General features: G+C 45.7%; 14 protein-coding genes. 3 read left to right on the top strand and 11 right to left on the bottom strand.

The features are described from left to right. Positions 1 to 310: 310 nt before the first annotated feature. Positions 311 to 2,593, bottom strand: coding sequence for a YhgE/Pip domain-containing protein (locus MKY92_RS06330; protein WP_339299749.1), 2,283 nt, complete (start codon positions 2,591 to 2,593; stop codon positions 311 to 313). Between the two features lie 207 nt (positions 2,594 to 2,800). Then, positions 2,801 to 3,382 (bottom strand): TetR/AcrR family transcriptional regulator, encoded by a 582-nt coding sequence (locus MKY92_RS06325; RefSeq protein WP_339299748.1) that lies wholly within the window; start codon positions 3,380 to 3,382, stop codon positions 2,801 to 2,803. A 380-nt stretch (positions 3,383 to 3,762) separates the two neighbouring features. Here MKY92_RS06325 and MKY92_RS06320 point away from each other — a divergent pair, with 380 nt between their 5' ends. Next, positions 3,763 to 4,977: a glycosyltransferase gene (locus MKY92_RS06320; protein ID WP_339299747.1), complete on the top strand. Its 1,215-nt coding sequence runs from the start codon at positions 3,763 to 3,765 to the stop codon at positions 4,975 to 4,977. Positions 4,978 to 5,252: 275 nt separating this feature from the next. Here MKY92_RS06320 and MKY92_RS06315 read toward each other — a convergent pair whose 3' ends face one another. Continuing rightward, entirely contained in the window at positions 5,253 to 6,110 is an 858-nt protein-coding gene (locus tag MKY92_RS06315) for a cell wall hydrolase (RefSeq protein WP_339299746.1), read from the bottom strand. A gap of 131 nt (positions 6,111 to 6,241) precedes the next feature. Further along, positions 6,242 to 6,844, bottom strand: a complete 603-nt coding sequence (gene thpR / locus MKY92_RS06310; RefSeq protein WP_339299745.1) for an RNA 2',3'-cyclic phosphodiesterase — start codon at positions 6,842 to 6,844, stop codon at positions 6,242 to 6,244. A 207-nt stretch (positions 6,845 to 7,051) separates the two neighbouring features. On the opposite strand from thpR, the gene MKY92_RS06305 reads away from it, so the two are divergent. Further along, positions 7,052 to 8,008 carry a D-2-hydroxyacid dehydrogenase gene (locus MKY92_RS06305; RefSeq protein ID WP_339299744.1) on the top strand — a complete coding sequence of 319 codons (957 nt, stop codon included), beginning with the start codon at positions 7,052 to 7,054 and terminating at the stop codon, positions 8,006 to 8,008. A 179-nt stretch (positions 8,009 to 8,187) separates the two neighbouring features. On the opposite strand, the gene MKY92_RS06300 is transcribed toward MKY92_RS06305, so the two are convergent. From MKY92_RS06300 to htpG, 6 genes are all read right to left on the bottom strand, one after another. Next, entirely contained in the window at positions 8,188 to 9,165 is a 978-nt protein-coding gene (locus tag MKY92_RS06300; RefSeq protein ID WP_339299743.1) for an RNA methyltransferase, read from the bottom strand. 227 nt (positions 9,166 to 9,392) lie between these two features. After that, positions 9,393 to 10,720, bottom strand: a protein-coding gene (locus MKY92_RS06295) for an IS3 family transposase (protein WP_260411030.1) whose coding sequence is annotated in 2 segments (ribosomal slippage) — positions 9,393 to 10,351 and positions 10,351 to 10,720 — 1,329 coding nt in all. Because the reading frame shifts where the segments join, the coding sequence is not laid out codon by codon here. Between the two features lie 178 nt (positions 10,721 to 10,898). Further along, complete coding sequence (locus MKY92_RS06290; protein WP_339299742.1) at positions 10,899 to 12,611, bottom strand: methyl-accepting chemotaxis protein; 1,713 nt, start codon at positions 12,609 to 12,611, stop codon at positions 10,899 to 10,901. A 284-nt stretch (positions 12,612 to 12,895) separates the two neighbouring features. Next, entirely contained in the window at positions 12,896 to 13,897 is a 1,002-nt protein-coding gene (locus tag MKY92_RS06285) for an MsnO8 family LLM class oxidoreductase (protein WP_339301715.1), read from the bottom strand. Positions 13,898 to 13,939: 42 nt separating this feature from the next. Then, positions 13,940 to 15,355: a dGTP triphosphohydrolase gene (dgt, locus tag MKY92_RS06280; protein WP_076209597.1), complete on the bottom strand. Its 1,416-nt coding sequence runs from the start codon at positions 15,353 to 15,355 to the stop codon at positions 13,940 to 13,942. 588 nt (positions 15,356 to 15,943) lie between these two features. Continuing rightward, a complete protein-coding gene (gene htpG, locus MKY92_RS06275; RefSeq protein ID WP_339299740.1) occupies positions 15,944 to 17,824 on the bottom strand; it encodes a molecular chaperone HtpG in 1,881 nt (626 codons plus the stop codon). 1,219 nt (positions 17,825 to 19,043) lie between these two features. Between htpG and MKY92_RS06270 the strand changes: the two genes are divergently transcribed. Further along, positions 19,044 to 19,229, top strand: coding sequence for a hypothetical protein (locus tag MKY92_RS06270; protein WP_339299739.1), 186 nt, complete (start codon positions 19,044 to 19,046; stop codon positions 19,227 to 19,229). A 29-nt stretch (positions 19,230 to 19,258) separates the two neighbouring features. On the opposite strand, the gene nikC is transcribed toward MKY92_RS06270, so the two are convergent. Further along, positions 19,259 to 20,158, bottom strand: a complete 900-nt coding sequence (gene nikC / locus MKY92_RS06265) for a nickel transporter permease (RefSeq protein ID WP_339299737.1) — start codon at positions 20,156 to 20,158, stop codon at positions 19,259 to 19,261. Positions 20,159 to 20,194: the final 36 nt, after the last annotated feature.

Genomic DNA, 20,194 nt, shown 5'->3' with positions numbered 1-20,194 from the left:
TAGTGACGTTTAAATTCATCTCTTTTTCGAATAATTATACACTTTTTATGCCAGAGTACAACTGAATTAAATTGCTGACAGAAGAAAATCGTTCCATGTGCAGCCTGCCTTTATCCATAATTCCACCAAATTTTCACTGCTTAAGCCAGCGAAACTTTACTTCTCTATGCATTTGTATACAAAATAGCCTGCAACCCCTTTTTGGGGTCACAGGCTATTTGCACTATTTGACTACTATATTGCATAATTTCACTACAAGAAAATAAAGTTTTTTTTCAAAAATATGTCCCTGCTGAAGATCAGGTTCGACTTATGCCGTCACAACTTGACCAGAATCAGCCTGTTCGACTTCTTTTTTCGGACGTCTGCCATTCCAGAGGAAGTAAGCAAGTGTCAGCAGAATGGATACCCCTGCATAGATGCTAAGAATACCAGCCTGATGCCACATCACATCCAGATTACCACTCGATACAACGGCTTTGAAGCCCATAATGCTGTGTGTCATTGGCAACCAAGGGCTAAATGCCTGAAGCCATGATGGAATCAGTTCTACCGGGAAGGTTCCTGCACTAGCCGCAAGCTGGAAGACCAGCAGCAGAATGACAACATAACGTCCAGGCAGATCCAGCCAGGTTACAAGTGCTTGAACAATCAACATGAAGGTCAGCCCCGTAATAATGGTAAACAGGTAGAACAGCCCTACGCTGTGCGTCTCCAGTCCAAGACCATATAACATGAAACTTGCCACAATAACCGATTGGAAAATGCTCACGGACCCAAATACCAGTGTCCGGCTGACAAAACGATTCCAGCCTGTTGCACCAGGTACGGACGTTTCCCGCATTTTCAATACAATCGTGGAAATCAACGATCCCACAAACAGACCGATCGACAGGAAGAACGGTGTCAATCCTGTACCATAATTGCTCACGTTCTCTGCTGTGTTCTCCGAGGAGTTCACCGGTTCAGCGAACATGTTCACTACATCATCCGTTTTCTTAACTTCGGATGTTTTCTGAGCGGCGTCATTCAGCTTGGTTGCCAGTTCACTTGAGCCATCTTTTAGCTCGGTAAGACCGTCAGCCAGTTTGCCCGCGCCATCACCCAATTGCTTCGAACCATCGGTTAGTGAATTAACGCCACCACTTAGTTTACCTACACCCGTTTGCAGAGCTGTTGTCCCTGAGCCCAGCTGCTTGGCACCATCTGCAAGCAATGTACCGCCACTTGCAGCATCACCCAACTTGCCGCTGAACTGCTTCAGGCCATCGGAGAGCTGTGTTCCTCCTTGACTAAGCTGCCCGGCACCAGCCAGCAATTGTTGCTGACCATCCACTAACTGGTTCGCACCAGCCAGAAGTTGCTCCTGACCTCCATGAAGCTCGGCTGCACCCGCAGCCAGTTGCTGGTTACCCTGATGCAGCTGATCTGCACCCTGCGCCAGCTTCTGCTCGCTCTCATGCAGTTGTGCACTGCCATCAGCAACAGCTTCACTTGCCGCAAGCAGTTTCTGTACATCCGCATTTTCGGCCAGTTCCGGGTTTGATGCAGCAAGCTGTTTCAATCCGGCGGCTACACCCTGTGCACCATCAGCAACCTTGGAACTGCCATCTACAGCCGATTGCAGGCCTGTTGCCAGTGTACCGCTGCCCTGAACGGCACTTTGCAGACCATCCGACAGCTTCGCACTGCCCTGTTCTGACGATTTCAGGCCAGCCTGCAACTTACTTGTGCCATCCAGTGAAGACTGAAGTCCGGTTTCCAACTTGGCGCTGCCATCCTTCAACTGATCTGCTCCGCTCTGAAGCTGGCTCGAAGCAGCTGCCTGAAGCTGTTGCAGACCGGATACAAGATTCGATGTTCCACTTTCAAGCTTGGTTGCCCCTGTATGCAGCGCGTTAACACCATCACTTAATGGAGAAAGTCCTTCCTGAAGTTCAAGTGTTCCTGATGCAAGCTTCGCCAGGTTATCCTTGAGCTTAACAGCACCATCATCCAGTTTACCTGCGCCGGTATTCAGTTCACCCGCCCCATCGCCTGCCTCAGCCAAGCCATCCGATACTTCGGAGAACTTGTCGAGCAATGTCTCTGCATAGGATTCCGTTACTTTGGCTGAGACTTTTGCTTTCAGGTCCTTAATAGCCGTCTTACCAATCTGTGCACCGACAAAGCTGTAATTGCCATTCGGTTCATAGATCAGATCAGCCGGCTCCGGCTTGTCATCGAGCAATGTTGTTGCTTGGGATGAGAAGTTCTCCGGAATCGTAATTTGCATATAATATTTGTCATTACTCATGCCTTCTTTGGCTTGACTCGCACTGACAAAATCCCATTTGAAATCGGCATTTTTCTTCAGTTCATCCACCAGATCACTACCCACATGGAGGGATTTGCCCTCCAGCTCAGCACCTTTGTCCAGATTAACAACGGCAACTGGCATCTCATCCACATGACCATATGGGTCCCAATAGGCCGCCAGATAGATGCCACTATACAGGATCGGTATAAACATAATTGCAATAACAGGGATCAACACCTTCGGGTTTCTCACGGCCGATCCCACATCCTTGAAAAACACGGATAAAGATTTCATGTCATTTTCTCCCCTTAATCTCTCTGCTCCATGAGCAGGAATAACCATAATGAAATACAATGCGGCATTCCAGAAAACATACTGAAACACGAACTGACCACTTTCCTCAAACGGTCACTTTAGGACAAAAAAACAACCTGTCTTCCGACAAGCCTCCCTGCTTGATACGCGTGAAAATCCATATATTATAGTAGATATAAATTCGGATTACGTTAGAGCAGCAATTCCTTCCATTAAGAAAAGGCGAAAGTAAGTCTTGATTTCCTCTTTGCTCAGCGGTTGATGTTGTTTGCTCCAGTCTGAGGTGAGTGCAATGTACAGGCGAATCATCATAAATGCGACGACTTGCGGATCACAATCTCGAATCTCTCCATTGTCTTTTGCTTTCTCAAGCTCCTTAGCCAGAAAATCGGAGATTACTTTCTCCACCTTGTCCAGACCTTCCTTGGCCTGCAGCGTTCCAAAGTCCTTCAACTCCTGTGATAACTTAACCAGCAGATCGTGATCACGACGGAACTCTAACAATTCATCCAGTACCCGAAACAGATTATCAAAAAATGCACTTTCCTGATGTACTTCACGATGCGCGATGTTCTTCATTTCCTGAATCACTTCTACCAGGATCTGATCAAACAATTGTTCTTTATTCGTGAAAAATGTATAGATCGTTCCTTTGCCAACGTTCGCAATCTTGGCAACCTGATCCATCGTCGTTGCTTTGTATCCAAACATGGCAAACGACTGGGCTGCTGCATGAATAACCTGCTGTCTCCTGTCAATCGGAGCCATCGTATCCCTCCTTTAATCACATTCATGGTTCAATCGATCTACATAAATGACCAGAAATACGATTCGGTCATTCGGTCAAAATATACAATACCACCTTCGAATTAAGATTGCAACCCTAACAATGAAAAAATTGTGTTAATATTTTTTAACCTAAATGCAGTGGAAACTCCCTCTGTCGTCGTCTATAGTGTAAGATGATTCAAACAATACGCATATAAATGAAGTTAGGCTGTCTCATCGCAAGATATATGGTGTAAATATTCATAGAAGAAACATGATTCTGTGCTTCAATGTATATTCATGTAGTAATTGCTTTCTATAGCAGAATAATCGATGAATATCTTCATTTTAAATTTAAACTTATGAATAAAGGTGAACTCATGCGAAAACCAAGAGTGCTCTTATTATCGGAAGGTTTCGGTACCGGTCACACTCAGGCCGCTCATGCGCTGGCACATGGCATCAAAAAAGTCAGTCCACATGTTCACAGTCGTGTCATTGAACTAGGCAAATTTTTGAACCCAACGGTAGCTCCACTAATTTTCTCTGCATATCGAAAGACACTATCGGTTCAACCCAAACTGGTCAGCCTGTTGTACCGCACACAGTACAATAAATCATTAAATGGTTTTACCAAGCTGGCGTTGCACCGAATTTTCTATACACAGACGGCACAGGTCGTATCCCAACTGAAACCCGATGCGGTGATCTGTACCCATCCTTTTCCGAATGCTGTCATCTCCCGGCTTAAACGCCAGGGTCTGAATATTCCGCTCTATACCGTCGTAACGGATTATGACGTGCACGGAACATGGATTAATCCAGAAGTGAACAAATATCTGGTCTCTACCCCTCAGGTCAAAGCATTGCTTGAGATCCGTGGTGTCGATCCATCCCACATTCAGATCACGGGAATCCCTGTGCATCCAGACTTCTGGGAAGCAGGAGATAAGGTGAAGCTACGGGAAGAGATGGGGCTTCAGAACATGCCTACGGCGCTGCTTATGGGTGGTGGATGGGGACTTTCGTTTGATGAGGACCATATGAAAGCTCTCACGTCCTGGGCAGATCGTGTTCAATTGGTCTTTTGTCTAGGAAGCAATGAAAAAATGATCGCAAAAATGAAGGAAATGCCTTGCTTCCAGCATCCGAATATTCGTATTCTGGGATATACACGGGAAGTAAGCAAACTGATGGATGTATCCGATGTGCTGATTACGAAGCCAGGTGGCATGACATGCACCGAAGCGCTGGCCAAGGGTCTACCGATGTTGTTCATTCCTCCGATTGCAGGTCAAGAGGAAGAGAACTGTGAATACTTTGTACAAGCCGGATACGGCCAGGTCATTCATTCTGCCGACGTGATCACCAATCGTTTCAGACAACTAGTTGAGCAGGCGTCTACTCAAACTGAAAGTCCGCTGAACGCAGCACATATTTCAGATAACCAGTCGGTCTATGATCCGAAGTGCTGTGCTCAAGCTGTTCATGACTTATTGTTTCCGACGACAGCCGAAGTCACAACAACCTCCTTGGAGCGCTTCACAGCCGGAATTACTGCCACGTCCTTGTCAGGTACCAGAATACCATTCTGACGCCTCTATGGACCTTTAGAACAGCTCTCACGAGGTGTTATAGAGGACAAGACAATTGCTCACGATATACAAAGAAGGTTCCCTTCCGAATTTTTGGAAGGGAACCTTCTTTTATTTTCACTAATTCCACCGTATGATTTGGCAGGAAAAAGGGTAATTTAGAGTATAACGATATTTTAAAATAACGAAATAAAACTACGATTCAGGCTTTTTCAAGGGCCGTGTGATGCACACACAGTTAACTAGCCTGCCTGTTTGCAGAATTTACGGGTCGATTACTTGTAAAAAGTATGATGACCGATCGTTTTTACTTTTTTCTGCGAGCGGGCAACTGTCAGATCGTCGGCAAGCGTCAATGATAAGAAATAATACGTATCATCGGCAACTTCCTTCTTCCCGTTCAACGCAGCATTCACTGCTTTGATGCTGTCCTCGTTGGGAACCACACGTTTCATACGTCCGTTCGCTACAGGACTAAACTGGGATTTCTGATAGATGACCTTGTAAATGGTATCGGGAAAATTGGCTGACCGCAGCCGGTTTAAGACAACATTGGCAACTGCCACTTTGCCTTCGTACGGTTCACCTTCTGCCTCTGCCATGACGATTTTTTGCAGCAGATGCAGTTCTTTATCGGACACACTGTATGACCAGGTTGCAAGTTTCGAGTCTTCCTGGTTCAGAAGTTTGGTCCGTGTAAAGTATAGTTTTTTGGGGGGAGTTGTTACAGCAGCAACTTCTTTGGCACGTTTCACTTTGGCCAATTTCAGTGCAGCTTCTTTTTTGGCTTTGGCCGCAGCTACCGCTCTAGCTTTGTTCTTGGCCTTCGCTTCTTGCAGTTCCTGCTCTTCCTGAGCAGTCGTAAGCCAGTTCTTCGCTGGCAGAGATTCAGTCCACGCTACGGTTTGGGCAGACAGATTAGAAGACAGACTTGTCCCATCTTCCATCATGCGCCTCTCTTCTTGCGTAGATGTTTGGTTATTTTGCACAGAAGCCGCAAGTTCGGTCATCTGTTTACTATCACTAGCTTCATTCCACTTCCCCGTCGCCTGAACGACATTTACCCCCACTATACATACAAGCAGCACTGATAACATCGGTGCTACCCAACGATTTTTGCTTATAATGTTCATTCGAAGATTCCTCCTGTCGAAACAATTCCCTTAACTAAGTAACCCAAAAAAAAAGAATTTGAATAACGTTGGCTAATATTACATAGGGATAAACGTTATGTCAATGTGATTTTATGGCATAAAAATGATTATCAGGAAAAAGTGAACGTATCCACGACCTCATACATTGGCGATTGCCCCAGCCTTGTCACATAAAGTACAATGTCCTCCACCATCCATGAATTAGCACCTGTGGAATGTTCCGGAAGCACGCCAGATACCCCTTTATTCTCATTACCTGGAACTTGTCCCAGATATTTTCTGGCAACGGTAATATGGGGAGCATACGGTCTTAATTCAGCTTCATACCCAAGGGGCGAAGTCGCCTGCACGATTTGTTTTTGCAATGAAAACAAGTGCTCTATCTCTCCGCTAACACCTTTCCAAAGCACCTTAGGTGCTTCTTCAAGTCCAAATGTGCCCCAGTCTGAAAGCTGAAGTTCAAACGGCTGAAATCCGCTTGCTGCTGAGCGCAATGCTTTTCGCAGGTGCCCGATGTCACTAACTAACGTATCCCCCAGAAATTGCAAGGTTATATGATAATCTCTATGATCTGTCCATTTACGAAAATCCAGCTTGTTCTGTACAAGCCTTGCATCCATCTGAAGAGACTGCTGAACAGCAACAGGAAGACGAATTGCTACAAACAATCTTTCCCGTCGGGATGAATGATCCTGGTGTGATTGGTTATTCATTGCATACACCTCTCTAAAGTTCGCTCTATTATTTCATAACTATACATATCGTTTCAAGTTGGGTAAGTATAGAGTGACACAAATATAACCATTTGCAAATAAGGCTAGATTCCTGCATTTCCCACCTTAATGCACATCCAACATCAAATCTGATACACTTTAATTATCAAACTCATCAAACTATTTATCTCAGGAGGACCACACATTATGGGTAAAATTGTATGTTTTCCATCTCTATCCGAAGAACAGCAACAACGCATTCAGAATGCTGCACCGGGATACACCCTGAAATTCGGAAAAGCCAAGGAATTGGACCCCGCTGAGTTGAAAGAAGCTGAGATTATTCTCGGCTGGTCCCCACTCGTCACAGAACATGCATTAAAACAGGACAGCCTGTTGAAGTGGGTTCAGGTCTGGTCTGCTGGTGTGGACAATCTCCCCTTCGCTGATCTGCAACAAAAGAACGTTCAGGTCACCAGTGCAAATGGAGTTCACGCGATTCCAATCACCGAAATTATTCTGGGCATGATGTTGTCCCACAGTCGCTGGCTGAGACAAGCTATGCTGCATCAACAGCAGGCCGAATGGAAAGCTCCTGCCAAACCACTGCCGGAACTACATGGCAAAACAGCGGTCATCGTTGGTGTAGGTGAGATCGGTACGGAAACAGCCCGTATTCTCAAAGCACTCGGCATGCGCACGATCGGAGTTCGCCGCTCAGGTAAGGATGTCCCCAATGTGGACCAAATGTACGACATGACCGGGCTGCATGAAGCCTTGAGCCAGGGCGATTATGTAATTAATATTTTACCGCTAACCGATGAAACCAAACATATATATGATCAAACTGCATTTGAGCAGTTCCGATCTGGTGCCTGCTTTGTCAATGTGGGCCGCGGCCCCAGTGTGAAAACAGAAGCCTTGCTGAATGCACTCCAAAACGGCCAAGTTGCCTTCGCCGCACTGGACGTGTTCGAAGAAGAACCACTTCCTGCAGACCACCCGCTATGGGGCATGGATAATGTGTTAATTACGCCTCATATCGCAGGAAGTACAGAGCAATACACGAATCGAGCAGTCGATATTTTCGTCAAAAATCTGGAAGCTTACGTTGCTGGCGATACCCTGCCGGTGAACCTTGTGGATTATAGTCATAAATATTAACACAAACACCCGTTCCCATGCAATATTGTGCAAATCAGATCAACGATATCAATAGAACTAAAGAAATATTTCTCTCCTCTACGTTCTAGTGTAAACGGTTAGTTCAATGGATATGTAAGCAACAAAAAAATCTACCTCTGGAAATTTTCCTAGAGGTAGATTTTTTTTGTTTTTAACGCTTACGTACACAGCCAAATATGACGTATAAACGTGCCTTTATGTACTGTTCGGTACTCTTTTACAGTCCATCCTGCTTCCAACAAGTGCTCTTCTACCCACTCTGTGGAAACAATCACTGCTCGTTTTGCCAATCTGCGCAAACTCTCCAACATGGCTCGTTGCTCAGCATCCGGAAGTACAGAGCAGAGGTTATAGGGCATGTCCAGAATTGCCGCATCATACAAATCTTGCAGTTCATTCATATCCCCCAGTGTGATTCGATCTGAATCATATCCATAATGCGGCAGATTGATTCGCGCACCTCGGACAGCCAGCGGATTGAGATCGTTACCTTTTGCATCAATTCCCATGGATAAAGCCTCAATGACAACCGTTCCCATACCGCAACATGGATCAAGCAACCGATGGTTTTCTACTCTCGGAACAGCAATATTAACCAGCGCTCTCGCAAGTGTGATGCCAAATCCAGTTGAGTAATTTTGCGGCTTCTGCCGATGAATCTGCCATGATCGATCGGCTTCTGTCCACTGGCCCAAGATCCATTTTTCTCCTGTTTGGATTAGGCCGAAAGTCACCTTAGGTTGTTTCATCTGTGCCTTGCCTTTAATGCACATGCCAACTTCTTTTTCCAGTTGGCGAGACTGTGCATAATCAGGTGTATGATCCCCTTCTTTCAGACAAACTACCTTAAATGTCTCTTCTGGCAACAGATGAATATCTCTGGCAAAAGGAAGCAGATCAGTCACGCTGCCCCCTTCGCCGAACACGTCCAGTCTGCCATGGATAAAAGGACTGCGTCCAGGTGGAATACATCGTTCGGACCACACATACGCCCCCATATCCATACGGATCTCCGAACTCGGTTCAAGCAGCGTATTCAGCTCCAGCATACATAATTCTTGCTCGTTCTCGTGGCAAGCAAAGGTGTAGAGGTGTTTCCCAGAAGTAGTGTAAATACCAAGTGTTTCATCAAGCAAAATCCCCCTCTCCTTCCTTCATTAATCATGTTTCTTCTATATAAACAGTAAGCTCATTGAAGACATATCAAATACGAATCATACGTTTGCTTCAGGTAGTCATTGTATACAATGTTAGGCTCCTAGACAACTATCCTTTTCCTTGCACGTATCTATTTGGAAAGAAAAAAAATAAGGTGTTCCCATTGTTTAAAATGTACCCCTTGTAAAGGACAAATTAAAAAAGGTTAGGCTGCTTCAAGCTGCTGTCTGTATCGCGCAGGCGGCAGCTTGTTTAAGTTCCATTGACCTCGATAATGATTGTAATAGATCATGTAGCTTTTCACTTCTTGCTTAACCTCTTCCAGGGTCATACATGTTTTGAAATTCGTTTCATCTTTAAAATGCCCAAAGAAGGATTCTTGTGGAGCATTGTCCCAACAGTTTCCTCGACGCGACATGGATTGACCTAGCCCCATGTTCTTCACAAGCTTTTGAAACTTTGGGTTCGTATAGTGAAATCCTTGATCCGAATGAATCAACGCATTCGAGGTGAGATGACGATGCTTTTTGAGTTGTTTCAACGTCTCCATCGCAATGTCCAAACCGAGTGAAGCAGAGACTTCATAAGCTAAAATCTCATTACTTTCAGCATCTTTAATGGTCGATAGGTAGGCTCGCTTATTTTTCCCATACGTTAAATACGTGATGTCTGTTAATAGTACCTTACCTGCAATCCCTTGCTTAAAAGCTCGATTTAACGTGTTAGGACAGGTTCGATGCTCTTGGGTGGCCTTGGCCATACGACGTGCGGGATTCGCTTTGCGAATCGGACAAACGATGTTGTACTTTTGCATGACACGACGAATTCGCTTGAGATTGTATGTGACTCCATAGTGGAGCTCCAGCGTCATTTTGATTTGACGGGCACCTTTCTTTCTTCCACGGTAATGGTAGGCTTTCAGAACGATTGCTTTTACTTTCTGATCGTCTTGTTCCTGATTTTGACGATGTAACCGAGCATCTTTGCTACAATATTGGTAATAGCCCGAACGTGAAACTCCAGCAATTTCACAAAGAACATGCACCTTGCGTTGGAAAGGGTATGTATGCATCATCTGTTGAATCAGTTCGAATTTTTGCCGCGTACTTAGTTGGATGTCTTTTTTCTCATCTGCCTTTCGAGTTGATCGAGCTTTTTTAAGAATTCATTCTCCGCTTCAAGCCATTTCATTTTCGCTTCCAAACGGGCATATTTTTCTTCAAGACTTAATTCACGGGTCAGCGGACGGCCTGAGGCGTGTTTTCTACCGTCAGTTAATCCAGTAGGTCCTTGTTCTTGAAAAGCCATACGCCATCGATTGGAAGCCTTTCGAATCCGGGTAGCACCCAAGACGTCAAGGGGAAAGCCTGCTTCCTGAAAAATCTCACGGGGAAGCGTACCTTGACTGTATTCTTGAATAAATCGTTCTTTGAACGCATCCGTGTACGTAATAGCTTTAGCACTGACATTTTTCACATAGGGATTTCTTCTTAACTGATCTTGCTCTTGAGTTGTAAAGTGTTTTTTTGACATTCGCTTGACCACCGCTCGTTTTTTTATTCATTGTACACAAAAAGACCCTACAAGATGACCTTTTTTAAAGTGTCCATCTTATAGGGTACATTTTAGTTGAGGAACGCCTTACTTTATTTTGAGACTCTCACTAATCGCCACCTGCGTGATTTCAGCTTCTTCTATTATAAGGAGAAGGTTATATTTTTAATTTTTCAATGGATGTAAGCAAATCTTCCGATAATTCTTTCAGACTTTGAATGTTGCCGCTAATCGTTTCCATGGAACTTACCTGCTCTTCCGCCGATGCAGAAACTTCTTCCACACTCGCTGCCGATTGTTCCGAAACAGCGGAAATCTGCTGACTGAAATCATTCATTCTTCCGCTTGCTTCCTGCATGCCTACGAGACCATCTGTCATAGTGCCGATGACACCCACCATGCCTTCTACAGATTCATTAATTGTACGGAAGAGTTGACCTGAAGTAAGCACATGTTCCTGACCCAGTTCGGTCTCCTGAACGTTCGTACGTAATTCCGCAACCACCCCTTGTGACTCCTGCTGAATATCCTCGGTAATCACCGTGATCTCTTCGACCGAAGTCTGCACAGCCTCAGATAACTTCCGCACTTCTGATGCCACTACAGCGAATCCGCGTCCACTCTCTCCCGCACGTGCTGCCTCAATGGAGGCATTTAATGCCAGCAGATTGGTTTGGCGTGCAATGTCATGAATGACCTGAACCAGCTTGGAAATATCTTCATTTTTACGATTCAACCGTTCCATCTTGTTCATGGAAGCCGAGACCGAACCGGAAATCTGTTGCATCTGCTGCACCGACTGTTCCATCGCCTTGCGACCATTCAGCCCTTGTTCCAGTACAAGATCCGACATGACGCGCAGCTGGCTGCCTTGTTCCGTATGATTCTGAATGTGATCATTCAACACTTCAACCGTACGGGCTGATTCCACGGCTGTCTCTGCCTGGCTCTCTGCGGCCTTGGCTGACTCTTCCATTGTCACAGCAATCTGGCGACTACCAATCTTAACCTCTTCTGAGGATATTGCCAGTTCCCCACTTTGTAGATTAACAGCTTCCGCAATTCGTCTGACGCTCAGAACCATGGAAGTCAGGTTACCTTTCATGTCATTCACCGCTTTGGCCAGAACACCGACTTCATCCTCATGTTTGGTATGTATGTCCTGAACATTCAATTGGCCTTCTGCAATCAGTTTCACCGCACTAATGACACGCAGCAGTGGTTTCACGACCTGTGAACGAATAATCGGAATGCTGATCGCTGTAATGGCAATCATGACAAGAACACCGATAATGATGATTAATCTACCATCCTGTACCGATCTGATCGTTTGGGCAGCCGCAAGATTGGACTGTTCCTGATTGTATTCCACAAGATACTCGAGATCGACTTGCATGGTGTCAAAGGAATCAGCACCTTTATCAGCTACTTCCTTCGCCAGCTGTGTCTGCCCCTCATCACTCAACTTGATCGCTTGCGTATTAATCTTGAGATACGATTCCCATTTGTTCTTGAACGCTGTCCAATGTTCGAGCTCATCCGCAGACTTCTCCTGCTGATCATAGATTTTAATCGCCTGCGTCGTTTCACGAATATACTTGGTACGCTCTTCTGACAAAAATGCCTTGTCTGTCTCTTCCGCGTCAAAGTGGCGATAACTTAGTGACAGGACATGCTCTGTGGTATAATTTAACCGGTTAATTTGCTGGATTGATGGCATCCAATTGTTCGTAATTTCATTGGTATTGGTTTCGATTGAATTCATCCGGGTGACAATCGTGACACTCAAAACAATTAAACAGAGGATTAACAAGTAGAACGCGATGCTGATACGCAGACCGATACTCTTGATCTTAAATCTGCTGAACATATGATTTCCCCCTTGACCTCTTCGGTCATCCCGAATACAGGTGCGTTTGTCATTGTTTTCCCCTTCTTTTGACTCTTCTCAAAAGAACTTATCTATATTATATCGGTAGGAAAATAGACGTAAAGTATTATAACATTATTTTGTCATTATAATGCTTGATTTTGTAAAAGATTGTTGAATTTTGACAAAGTCCAAACCGAAGAGCTGCAGCATACGGTAATGTCCCGATCTGCAGCTCTTCGGTTTGTTCGGATTTCAACGGCTACCGTCATAAAGCGATCAGCCTAGTTCAGTATTGCTGTCACATGCTCAGCCAGCAATCGATATGAATCCAATCTGCGTTCATAATCTGGTCCTGCCGAAACCAGAAGCAACCTCTTCGTATCCAGCCTGCGACTCACCTGTTGCAATCGAGCCCATACCTGCTCAGGTGTACCTGCATAGTGCCGTACCGATGCATTTTGATCACTAACGGCTTCATCATTCGTGTTAGAGACCGCGATACCACTTGAATTCGGCTCGGTTGAACGTTCTTTCCCATTTACGCGTCTTTCGGCCATGTCACGGCTCCAGGCCATAGCATCCGTCTCTGACTCGGCACATAATACGCTGACTGCCACCATAACCTCGGGCTCCTTCATCGTTGCACTAGGAACAAATCCTTCTCGGTATCGCCTTACAGCCTCTGTACCATCGGCATCACTCATGAACTGACCAAAGACATATCCCATGCCAAACCGTGCCGCAAATTCTGCACTCTTCACGTTAGTTCCCAACATCCAGAGTGATAACGGAAGCCTGGGAATCGGACGAGCTGTCACGGGATGATCCTCGTACATGTAGCGGTCTTCGAGCAGTTCTGTGAGTGCTGCGAGTGATTCAGGCAGCTTGGACACATGCTGCAAGTAATTGCCACTGAGTGCCATCGTGGCATGAGGTCCACCGCCAGGAGCACGTCCGAGCCCAAGCTCAATGCGCCCCGGATAGAGCGCAGCCAACAGGCGGAACGACTCCGCAACCTTGAGTGGGCTGTAGTGTGGCAACAAGACCGCACCAGAGCCAAGTTGGATCGTTGTTGTCCTTGCTCCGATGTGCGATAAGAGTACTTCGGGAGAGGCCGATGCCAGTTCAGCCATATCATGATGCTCTGACGTCCAGTATCGGGCGTATCCCCAAGCCTCGGCATGTTGCGCAAGTGTCACCGATTGTTGAAGCGCCTGTTCCGCTGTGGCATCGTTCAACCTTGGAACAAGGTCAAGTACGCCCAGACTGAACGTCTCACTCATTCGCTTAGCCACGCGTCTCATCTCCCTTTATATCGGTTAATTTTAATCCAGATCGTAGATCGAACCCACCTTTAGACCGTAGAGTTCATTATATATTTTCTCGGCAAATGCATCTGTCATTCCTGCGATATAATCGATCACCATGTGTTCCCAAGTCCAGATTGGCTGGGCTTTGGCTTGATCCTTCTCATACCGCTGCAGCCAGTCGGATGGAATAATGGATTTGGACGTTTCCGGATCGAGGAATGCATCCCATAATCGCTTAATCATCCACTCACTGCGCTTCTGTAGCCGCTGCACACGCAGGTCACGAATCATGGTTACCCAGGCAAAACTCTTGAGCACACTCACCGTACGCAGCATATCAAGGTCTTCAGCCCCTTCACGGACAAAAGTTACCTTCTTCCAGTCACCGTCGTCAATAACGCCCAGGCTGCCTACAAAAAAGCTCACCCAGTAGGCTTTCACTTCACGGCGGGTACGCGAGTAATCATGCTCGCAGAACGGCATCTTCTCATTCCAGATACGCAGGAACGAAGCGAGAACCTCTTCTACCTTTTGCCCAATCGCTTCTCGAGTCCACCCGTTCCAGAACAGATCCTCCAGCGTTGTAATCTTATCCACAATCAGTCGATTCACATGCGGATCTTGCAGGAAATGCTCATGTACTTCAATTTTGCCTGCTTTGATGCCATCCTCCAGATCATGTGAGGAGTACGCAATATCGTCGCAGAGGTCCATCAACTGTGCTTCCAGCGTCTTCTTACCTGCCGGTACGTTCCAGCGATCACGGATCTCCCGAATATATTGCCACTCATGATGATACATGCCTTTTTTGCTCTCTGTCCCAGGGTACGGATACTTGTTTATTCCTAGTAATACCGCATCAGACAGATTCAGTCCATCGATATCTTCACGTTTCTCCAAGTGCATAATGAGACGGAAGTTGTGCGCATTGCCTTCAAAATGCTCGTATTTCCGTTTTAACTCGGCACGGACTTCAGACTCGACCTTGGGAACTTTGGCGCTGCGGCTTTTTTTCATGATTTTCTTAGCCTCGGTGTTGATGAGGTCATCCAGAATGCCATCTAATACTTCTTCACCTTTATGTCCAAACGGCGGGTGACCAAAATCATGTGCGATTGCAGCGCACTCCACCACTTCTGAATCAATAATAAGGCCGGGGTTGTCCGCGCGGTCCCAGTCCACCTCGGGAAAACGGCGAATTAGGCTTCGGGCAGCCTCTCGGGCAATCTGTGCCACCTCCAGGGAATGGGTCAAACGAGTACGATAATAATCACCCGTTCCTGCGCCAAACACCTGCGATTTGCCCTGTAACCGACGGAAGGTCGGTGAATGAATGAGTCTCGAATAGTCCCGTTCATACGCTGCACGAGATCCATCCAATTTGGTTAATTCAGGATATTGTCTATGTTCTCTCAGATCGTTCCATTGCATGGGGATCACTCCTAGCCGACTGTCTCTATTTTGAGTGATTATACACAACATCTGTGGTTTCGAAAAGTAAAACCTGTCTGTGATTGTCATCTCTTCTTACATCAACTTGTGATGAACAGTCATCTTCTCTTATTATACCCTGCCAGACTATCATCCGTGCATCTAAATGACAATGATTCATATTGAACTCACACTATCGTGACTAATGATGAAAAAAGTGACTTATACAGTTTGTGTGGCCGTTACGGTTACGGATCGTTCTTATGATCGCTGTTATTCCCAAATTTCTTTGATTCCCTTTAAAAAGGGAGAAATTCGGGAATAAAGGCGAACGCTTCGCTTCTTCAGAATCGATTCCGTCCCCTTCACTACTTTTTGCTGTTTTCACACCAAATCTAAATGACATCACATTCCCTATAAAGGGGGAATTCTTCAAAACTTTGAAAGGCTAAAGAATTTCATTACGATGTTCATCCATCGCTGCAATGATGGTCTGTCTCCCCCGCTCCCACCCCGTTGTGGGTAAAAACAAAAAAACCGACAGGACTGAAACGCCCTGTCGGGGTGGAGATGGTGGGTGCAAAGGTATTACACCATAACCTTACAGATATCGTTAGTGAACTCTACTGGGTCCTGAATTGGCAATCCTTCGATTAGCAATGCCTGATGGTACAACAGGCTTGTGTAAAGGTTTAGTTTTTCCTGATCCTGCGCGAAAGCGTCTTTCAACGATTTGAAGACATCATGATTCACGTTGATTTCCAGCACTTTGTCGGCTTGTACGTTTTCGCTGTTCGGCATAGCTTTCAGGATTTTCTCCATCTCAATCGTCAGATCACCTTCAGTGGACAAACATACCGGGTGGCTTCTGAGACGTTTAGAAGCTTTAACCGCTTTGACTTTACCAGCCAATTGAGCTTGCATCGCTTCAAACAACTCTTTGTTGTCATTGTCCTGAGCGTCCGTTTCTTCTTTGTCCGCGCTATCTTCGATACCCAGGTCACCACTGGAGATGGATTTGAATTCTTTCTCCTTGTAGTTCGTGATCATCTTGATTGCAAACTCGTCGATGTCATCGGTAAAGTACAATACTTCGTACCCTTTCTCAAGAACACCCTCGATCTGTGGCAGCTTCTCAATACGGCTAATTGATTCACCGGATGCATAATAGATGTACTTCTGATCTTCCGGCATTCTGGAGACGTATTCGTCCAGGCTCACGAGTTTGCTCTCTTTGGAAGACGTGAACAACAGCAGATCCTGCAATGTATCCTTATTCAAACCATAGTCGCTGTATACACCATATTTCAATTGACGACCAAACGCTTGGTAGAACTTCTCGTAGTTCTCACGCTCGTCCTTCAGCAGGCTTTGCAGTTGGCTCTTGATTTTGTTCTTGATGTTCTTCGCGATCAGGCTAAGCTGACGGTCATGTTGCAACATCTCACGGGAAATGTTCAGGGACAGATCTTCCGAATCCACCATACCTTTGACAAATCCGAAGTAATCCGGCAACAGATCCCCGCATTTATCCATGATCAATACACCGTTGGAGTATAGCTCAAGGCCTTTTTCATACTCTTTAGTATAGTAGTCAAACGGCGTGTTCTCCGGAATAAACAGGATTGCATTGTATACCACAGCGCCATCTGCGCTGATATGCAGGTGTTTGAGCGGTTTGTCAAAACCGTAGCGTTTTTCCATGTAGAAGTTATTGTAGTCTTCTTCGGTCAATTCGCTTTTATTTTTACGCCAGATCGGCACCATGCTGTTCACGGTTTGTTCTTCTTGGTATTCCTCGAACTCGTTCTCCGTGCCCTCTTTTGGACGTTGACCCGTTACATCCATCTTGATTGGGTAGCGAATGAAGTCGGAGTATTTCTTGATGATGGATCTCAGGCGGTACTCTTCCAAAAATTCGTCATACGAATCTTCTTCGGTGTTTTCTTTGATCGTCAGGACGATCTCTGTACCTACGGAATCTTTCTCAGCTGGTGTGATTGTGTAACCATCCGCGCCTTCGGACTCCCATTTCCAAGCTTCGTCGCTGCCCAGCGTTTTACTTGTTACGGTCAGCTTGTCCGCCACCATAAATGCCGAGTAGAAACCAACACCGAATTGTCCAATGATGTTGTGGCCGTCTTTTGCTTCATTTTCTTTCTTGAACGCCAGGGAACCACTCTTCGCGATAACCCCCAGGTTGTTCTCCAGCTCTTCCTGCGTCATCCCGATTCCGGTATCCGTCAGTGTGAGCGTGCGGTTTTCTTTGTCGATTGTGAGCTTGATGAAGTAGTCCTCTTTGTTGAAAACGAGCGCATCGTCCGTAAGTGCTCTGTAATAAATTTTATCAATGGCGTCACTGGAGTTGGAGATCAATTCTCTCAAAAAGATTTCTCTTTGGGTGTAAATGGAGTTGATCATCATATCCAGCAAACGCTTGGATTCTGCCTGGAATTCTTTTTTAGCCATGAGTGGTTGGACTCCTTTCAAATTGGGATATCGAATGATTTGATTGAAAATAGAAAGTAACTCCTTGAGTTTTCCATGCAAAACATACGGGTGCCAGAAAATCAATCGGAGCTTAAACGCTTGATCATCAGATCCAATAGATTGGCTAATCTTTAAAATGCATGAATACATGACGTTCTGCAATGTAGCCGTTCCGGTTACGAATCGTTTTTCGGATCGCTGTTATCCCCAGATTTCTTTGATTCCCTTTTTTAAAAGGGAGAAATACGGTGATAAAGGCGAACGCTCCGCTTCCTCCAAATCGATTTCGTCCCCTGCACTACTTTTGCATCTGATCAGCGACTGATTTCTTAGGATAGAGCACATCAATGAAGTGATATCTCCTAGACGTGGAATGCAGCTTCAAGTCTGTTGCATACCTTGGCTTCGCATGTTCTACTCAGGTTCAATATCTATTTCCCAAAACAAAATCATTCCATATGTAATCGTGTACTAAAAACATCATTTGTTAGCACTCTAATGATCGGAGTGCTAAACCCTTCCTTTTATATAACATATGGGAAAATTGGGTGTCAATACGTAGGCGGTTATTTTAACTAAAAGATCGAATAACTCTTTAACTTTTGCACATCACCAATCATTTTACCGTAATCCCGCAGGTAAAACAAAAGCCGCCTCGAACCAAAGTTCGAACCGGCGTAATGAAAGATTGTAATGTGTCTGTTGCTATAGTAGATAGGATTAAAACATATCCATCTGATGTACCTTGGAGTATCCTCGGTCTTACTGTGTTGAGACTGATGTAGGTTATATGGGTACTTTGGTATGTTGGTATCTTGGTATTGTGGTTGCTTGAATGTCTTGAGCAGCATGACAGTCACGCGCTAACGAATCTCAGAGGCGTTAATTGCCTTTTTGGGAGGTTTTTGTGAGCTAACGAATCGTAGACACGCTATTTCTCGACGTTAGCCAACCTTTTGAGACTTTTGGCAGGTTTTTCACAAAATAGAGTGTGTGAGGTTCGTTAGACTGGGAAATGGCTGGAAATCGTACAATAAGTTCCCCCGGGTTCGTTAGAGTTGAAGCAAAAGATGGCGTTACGGTTTGAGATAGGATTGTGATAAAAATTAGTGCTTACGGTTAGTGTTAACGTTGCCTTTGGCACGCATGCTGCGTTACAGAAAAAGTTAGGCTTGCAGAGTTAGGGTTTCAATCAAAATTGCAGTTTGAGTTCGAGCTTGGGTTACAAGTTATGGTTACGGTTACGGTTACGGTTACGGTTACGGTTACGGTTACGGTTACGGTTACGGTTACGGTTACGGTTACGGTCACGGTTACGGTCACGGTTACGGTCACGGTTACGGTCACGGTTACGGTCACGGTTAGAGTTAGAGTTACGGTTTGAGTTTGAGTTTGAATTTGAATTTGAAAATTCTACTTTTTGGCCATTTTCGGATCAAGGGTGTCGCGCAGGCCGTCGCCCATAAGGTTGAAGCCGAGAACGGTTAACATAATGGAAACGCCGGGGAAGATCAGTGTCCACGGTGCTTTTTGTATAAACTGACGGGAGTCTGACAGCATTTTTCCCCATTCCGGGTCGGGTGGTTGTGCACCCATGCCCAGAAACCCGAGCGCAGCAGCTTCGATGATCGCCGTCCCAATTCCGAGTGTACCTTGCACGATCAGCGGAGTAAGGCTATTGGGCAAGATGTGACGAAACAAGATTCGCCCATTGCCCGCTCCAAGTGTCCGTGCCGACGTAATGAATTCCTCCTGTCTCAAGCTGAGTACCCGTGAACGCACCAACCTTCCGTAGGTCGGGATGTTCACGATGGCGATGGCGAGCAGTGCATTTTGCAACGACGGGCCCAATATCGCCACAATGGCGATGGCCAGCAGGATTCCCGGAAATGCCAGCAAAATATCGAATAAACGCGAGATGAGCATATCCGCCCATTTTCCATAAAATCCAGCAATCAGACCAAGTAACGTGCCCGCGATAATGGAACCAATAACAGAGAAGAAGCCTACCCATAATGAAATACGCGCCCCATGCATCACTCTGGAAAACACGTCACGCCCCAGATCATCGGTACCAAACCAATGCTCTGCCGAAGGGGCCTGAAGCCGATCCACCAGCACCTGTTCCTTATAATCGTAAGGAGCGATATATGGCGCGAGGAAGGCCAACAGGATAAAAAATACGATAATAATCAAGCCCGCAAGCGCAAGTCGATTTTTTCGAAACGTTCTCCACGCTTCCCGCCATGGACCGGATGTGCTCGCCGACGCAGCGTCTATGGATGGTCCGGTATTGGTCGATAATTTGGCCATGCGGCGTCTCCCTTCTTGGATATGAATGAATGATGA

Origin of the sequence: Paenibacillus sp. FSL R5-0623, assembly GCF_037974265.1 — a bacterium.
GTDB lineage: Bacteria > Bacillota > Bacilli > Paenibacillales > Paenibacillaceae > Paenibacillus.
The sequence above is the reverse complement of the archived record's forward strand: the minus strand, read 5'-3'. Positions and strand labels throughout refer to the sequence as shown.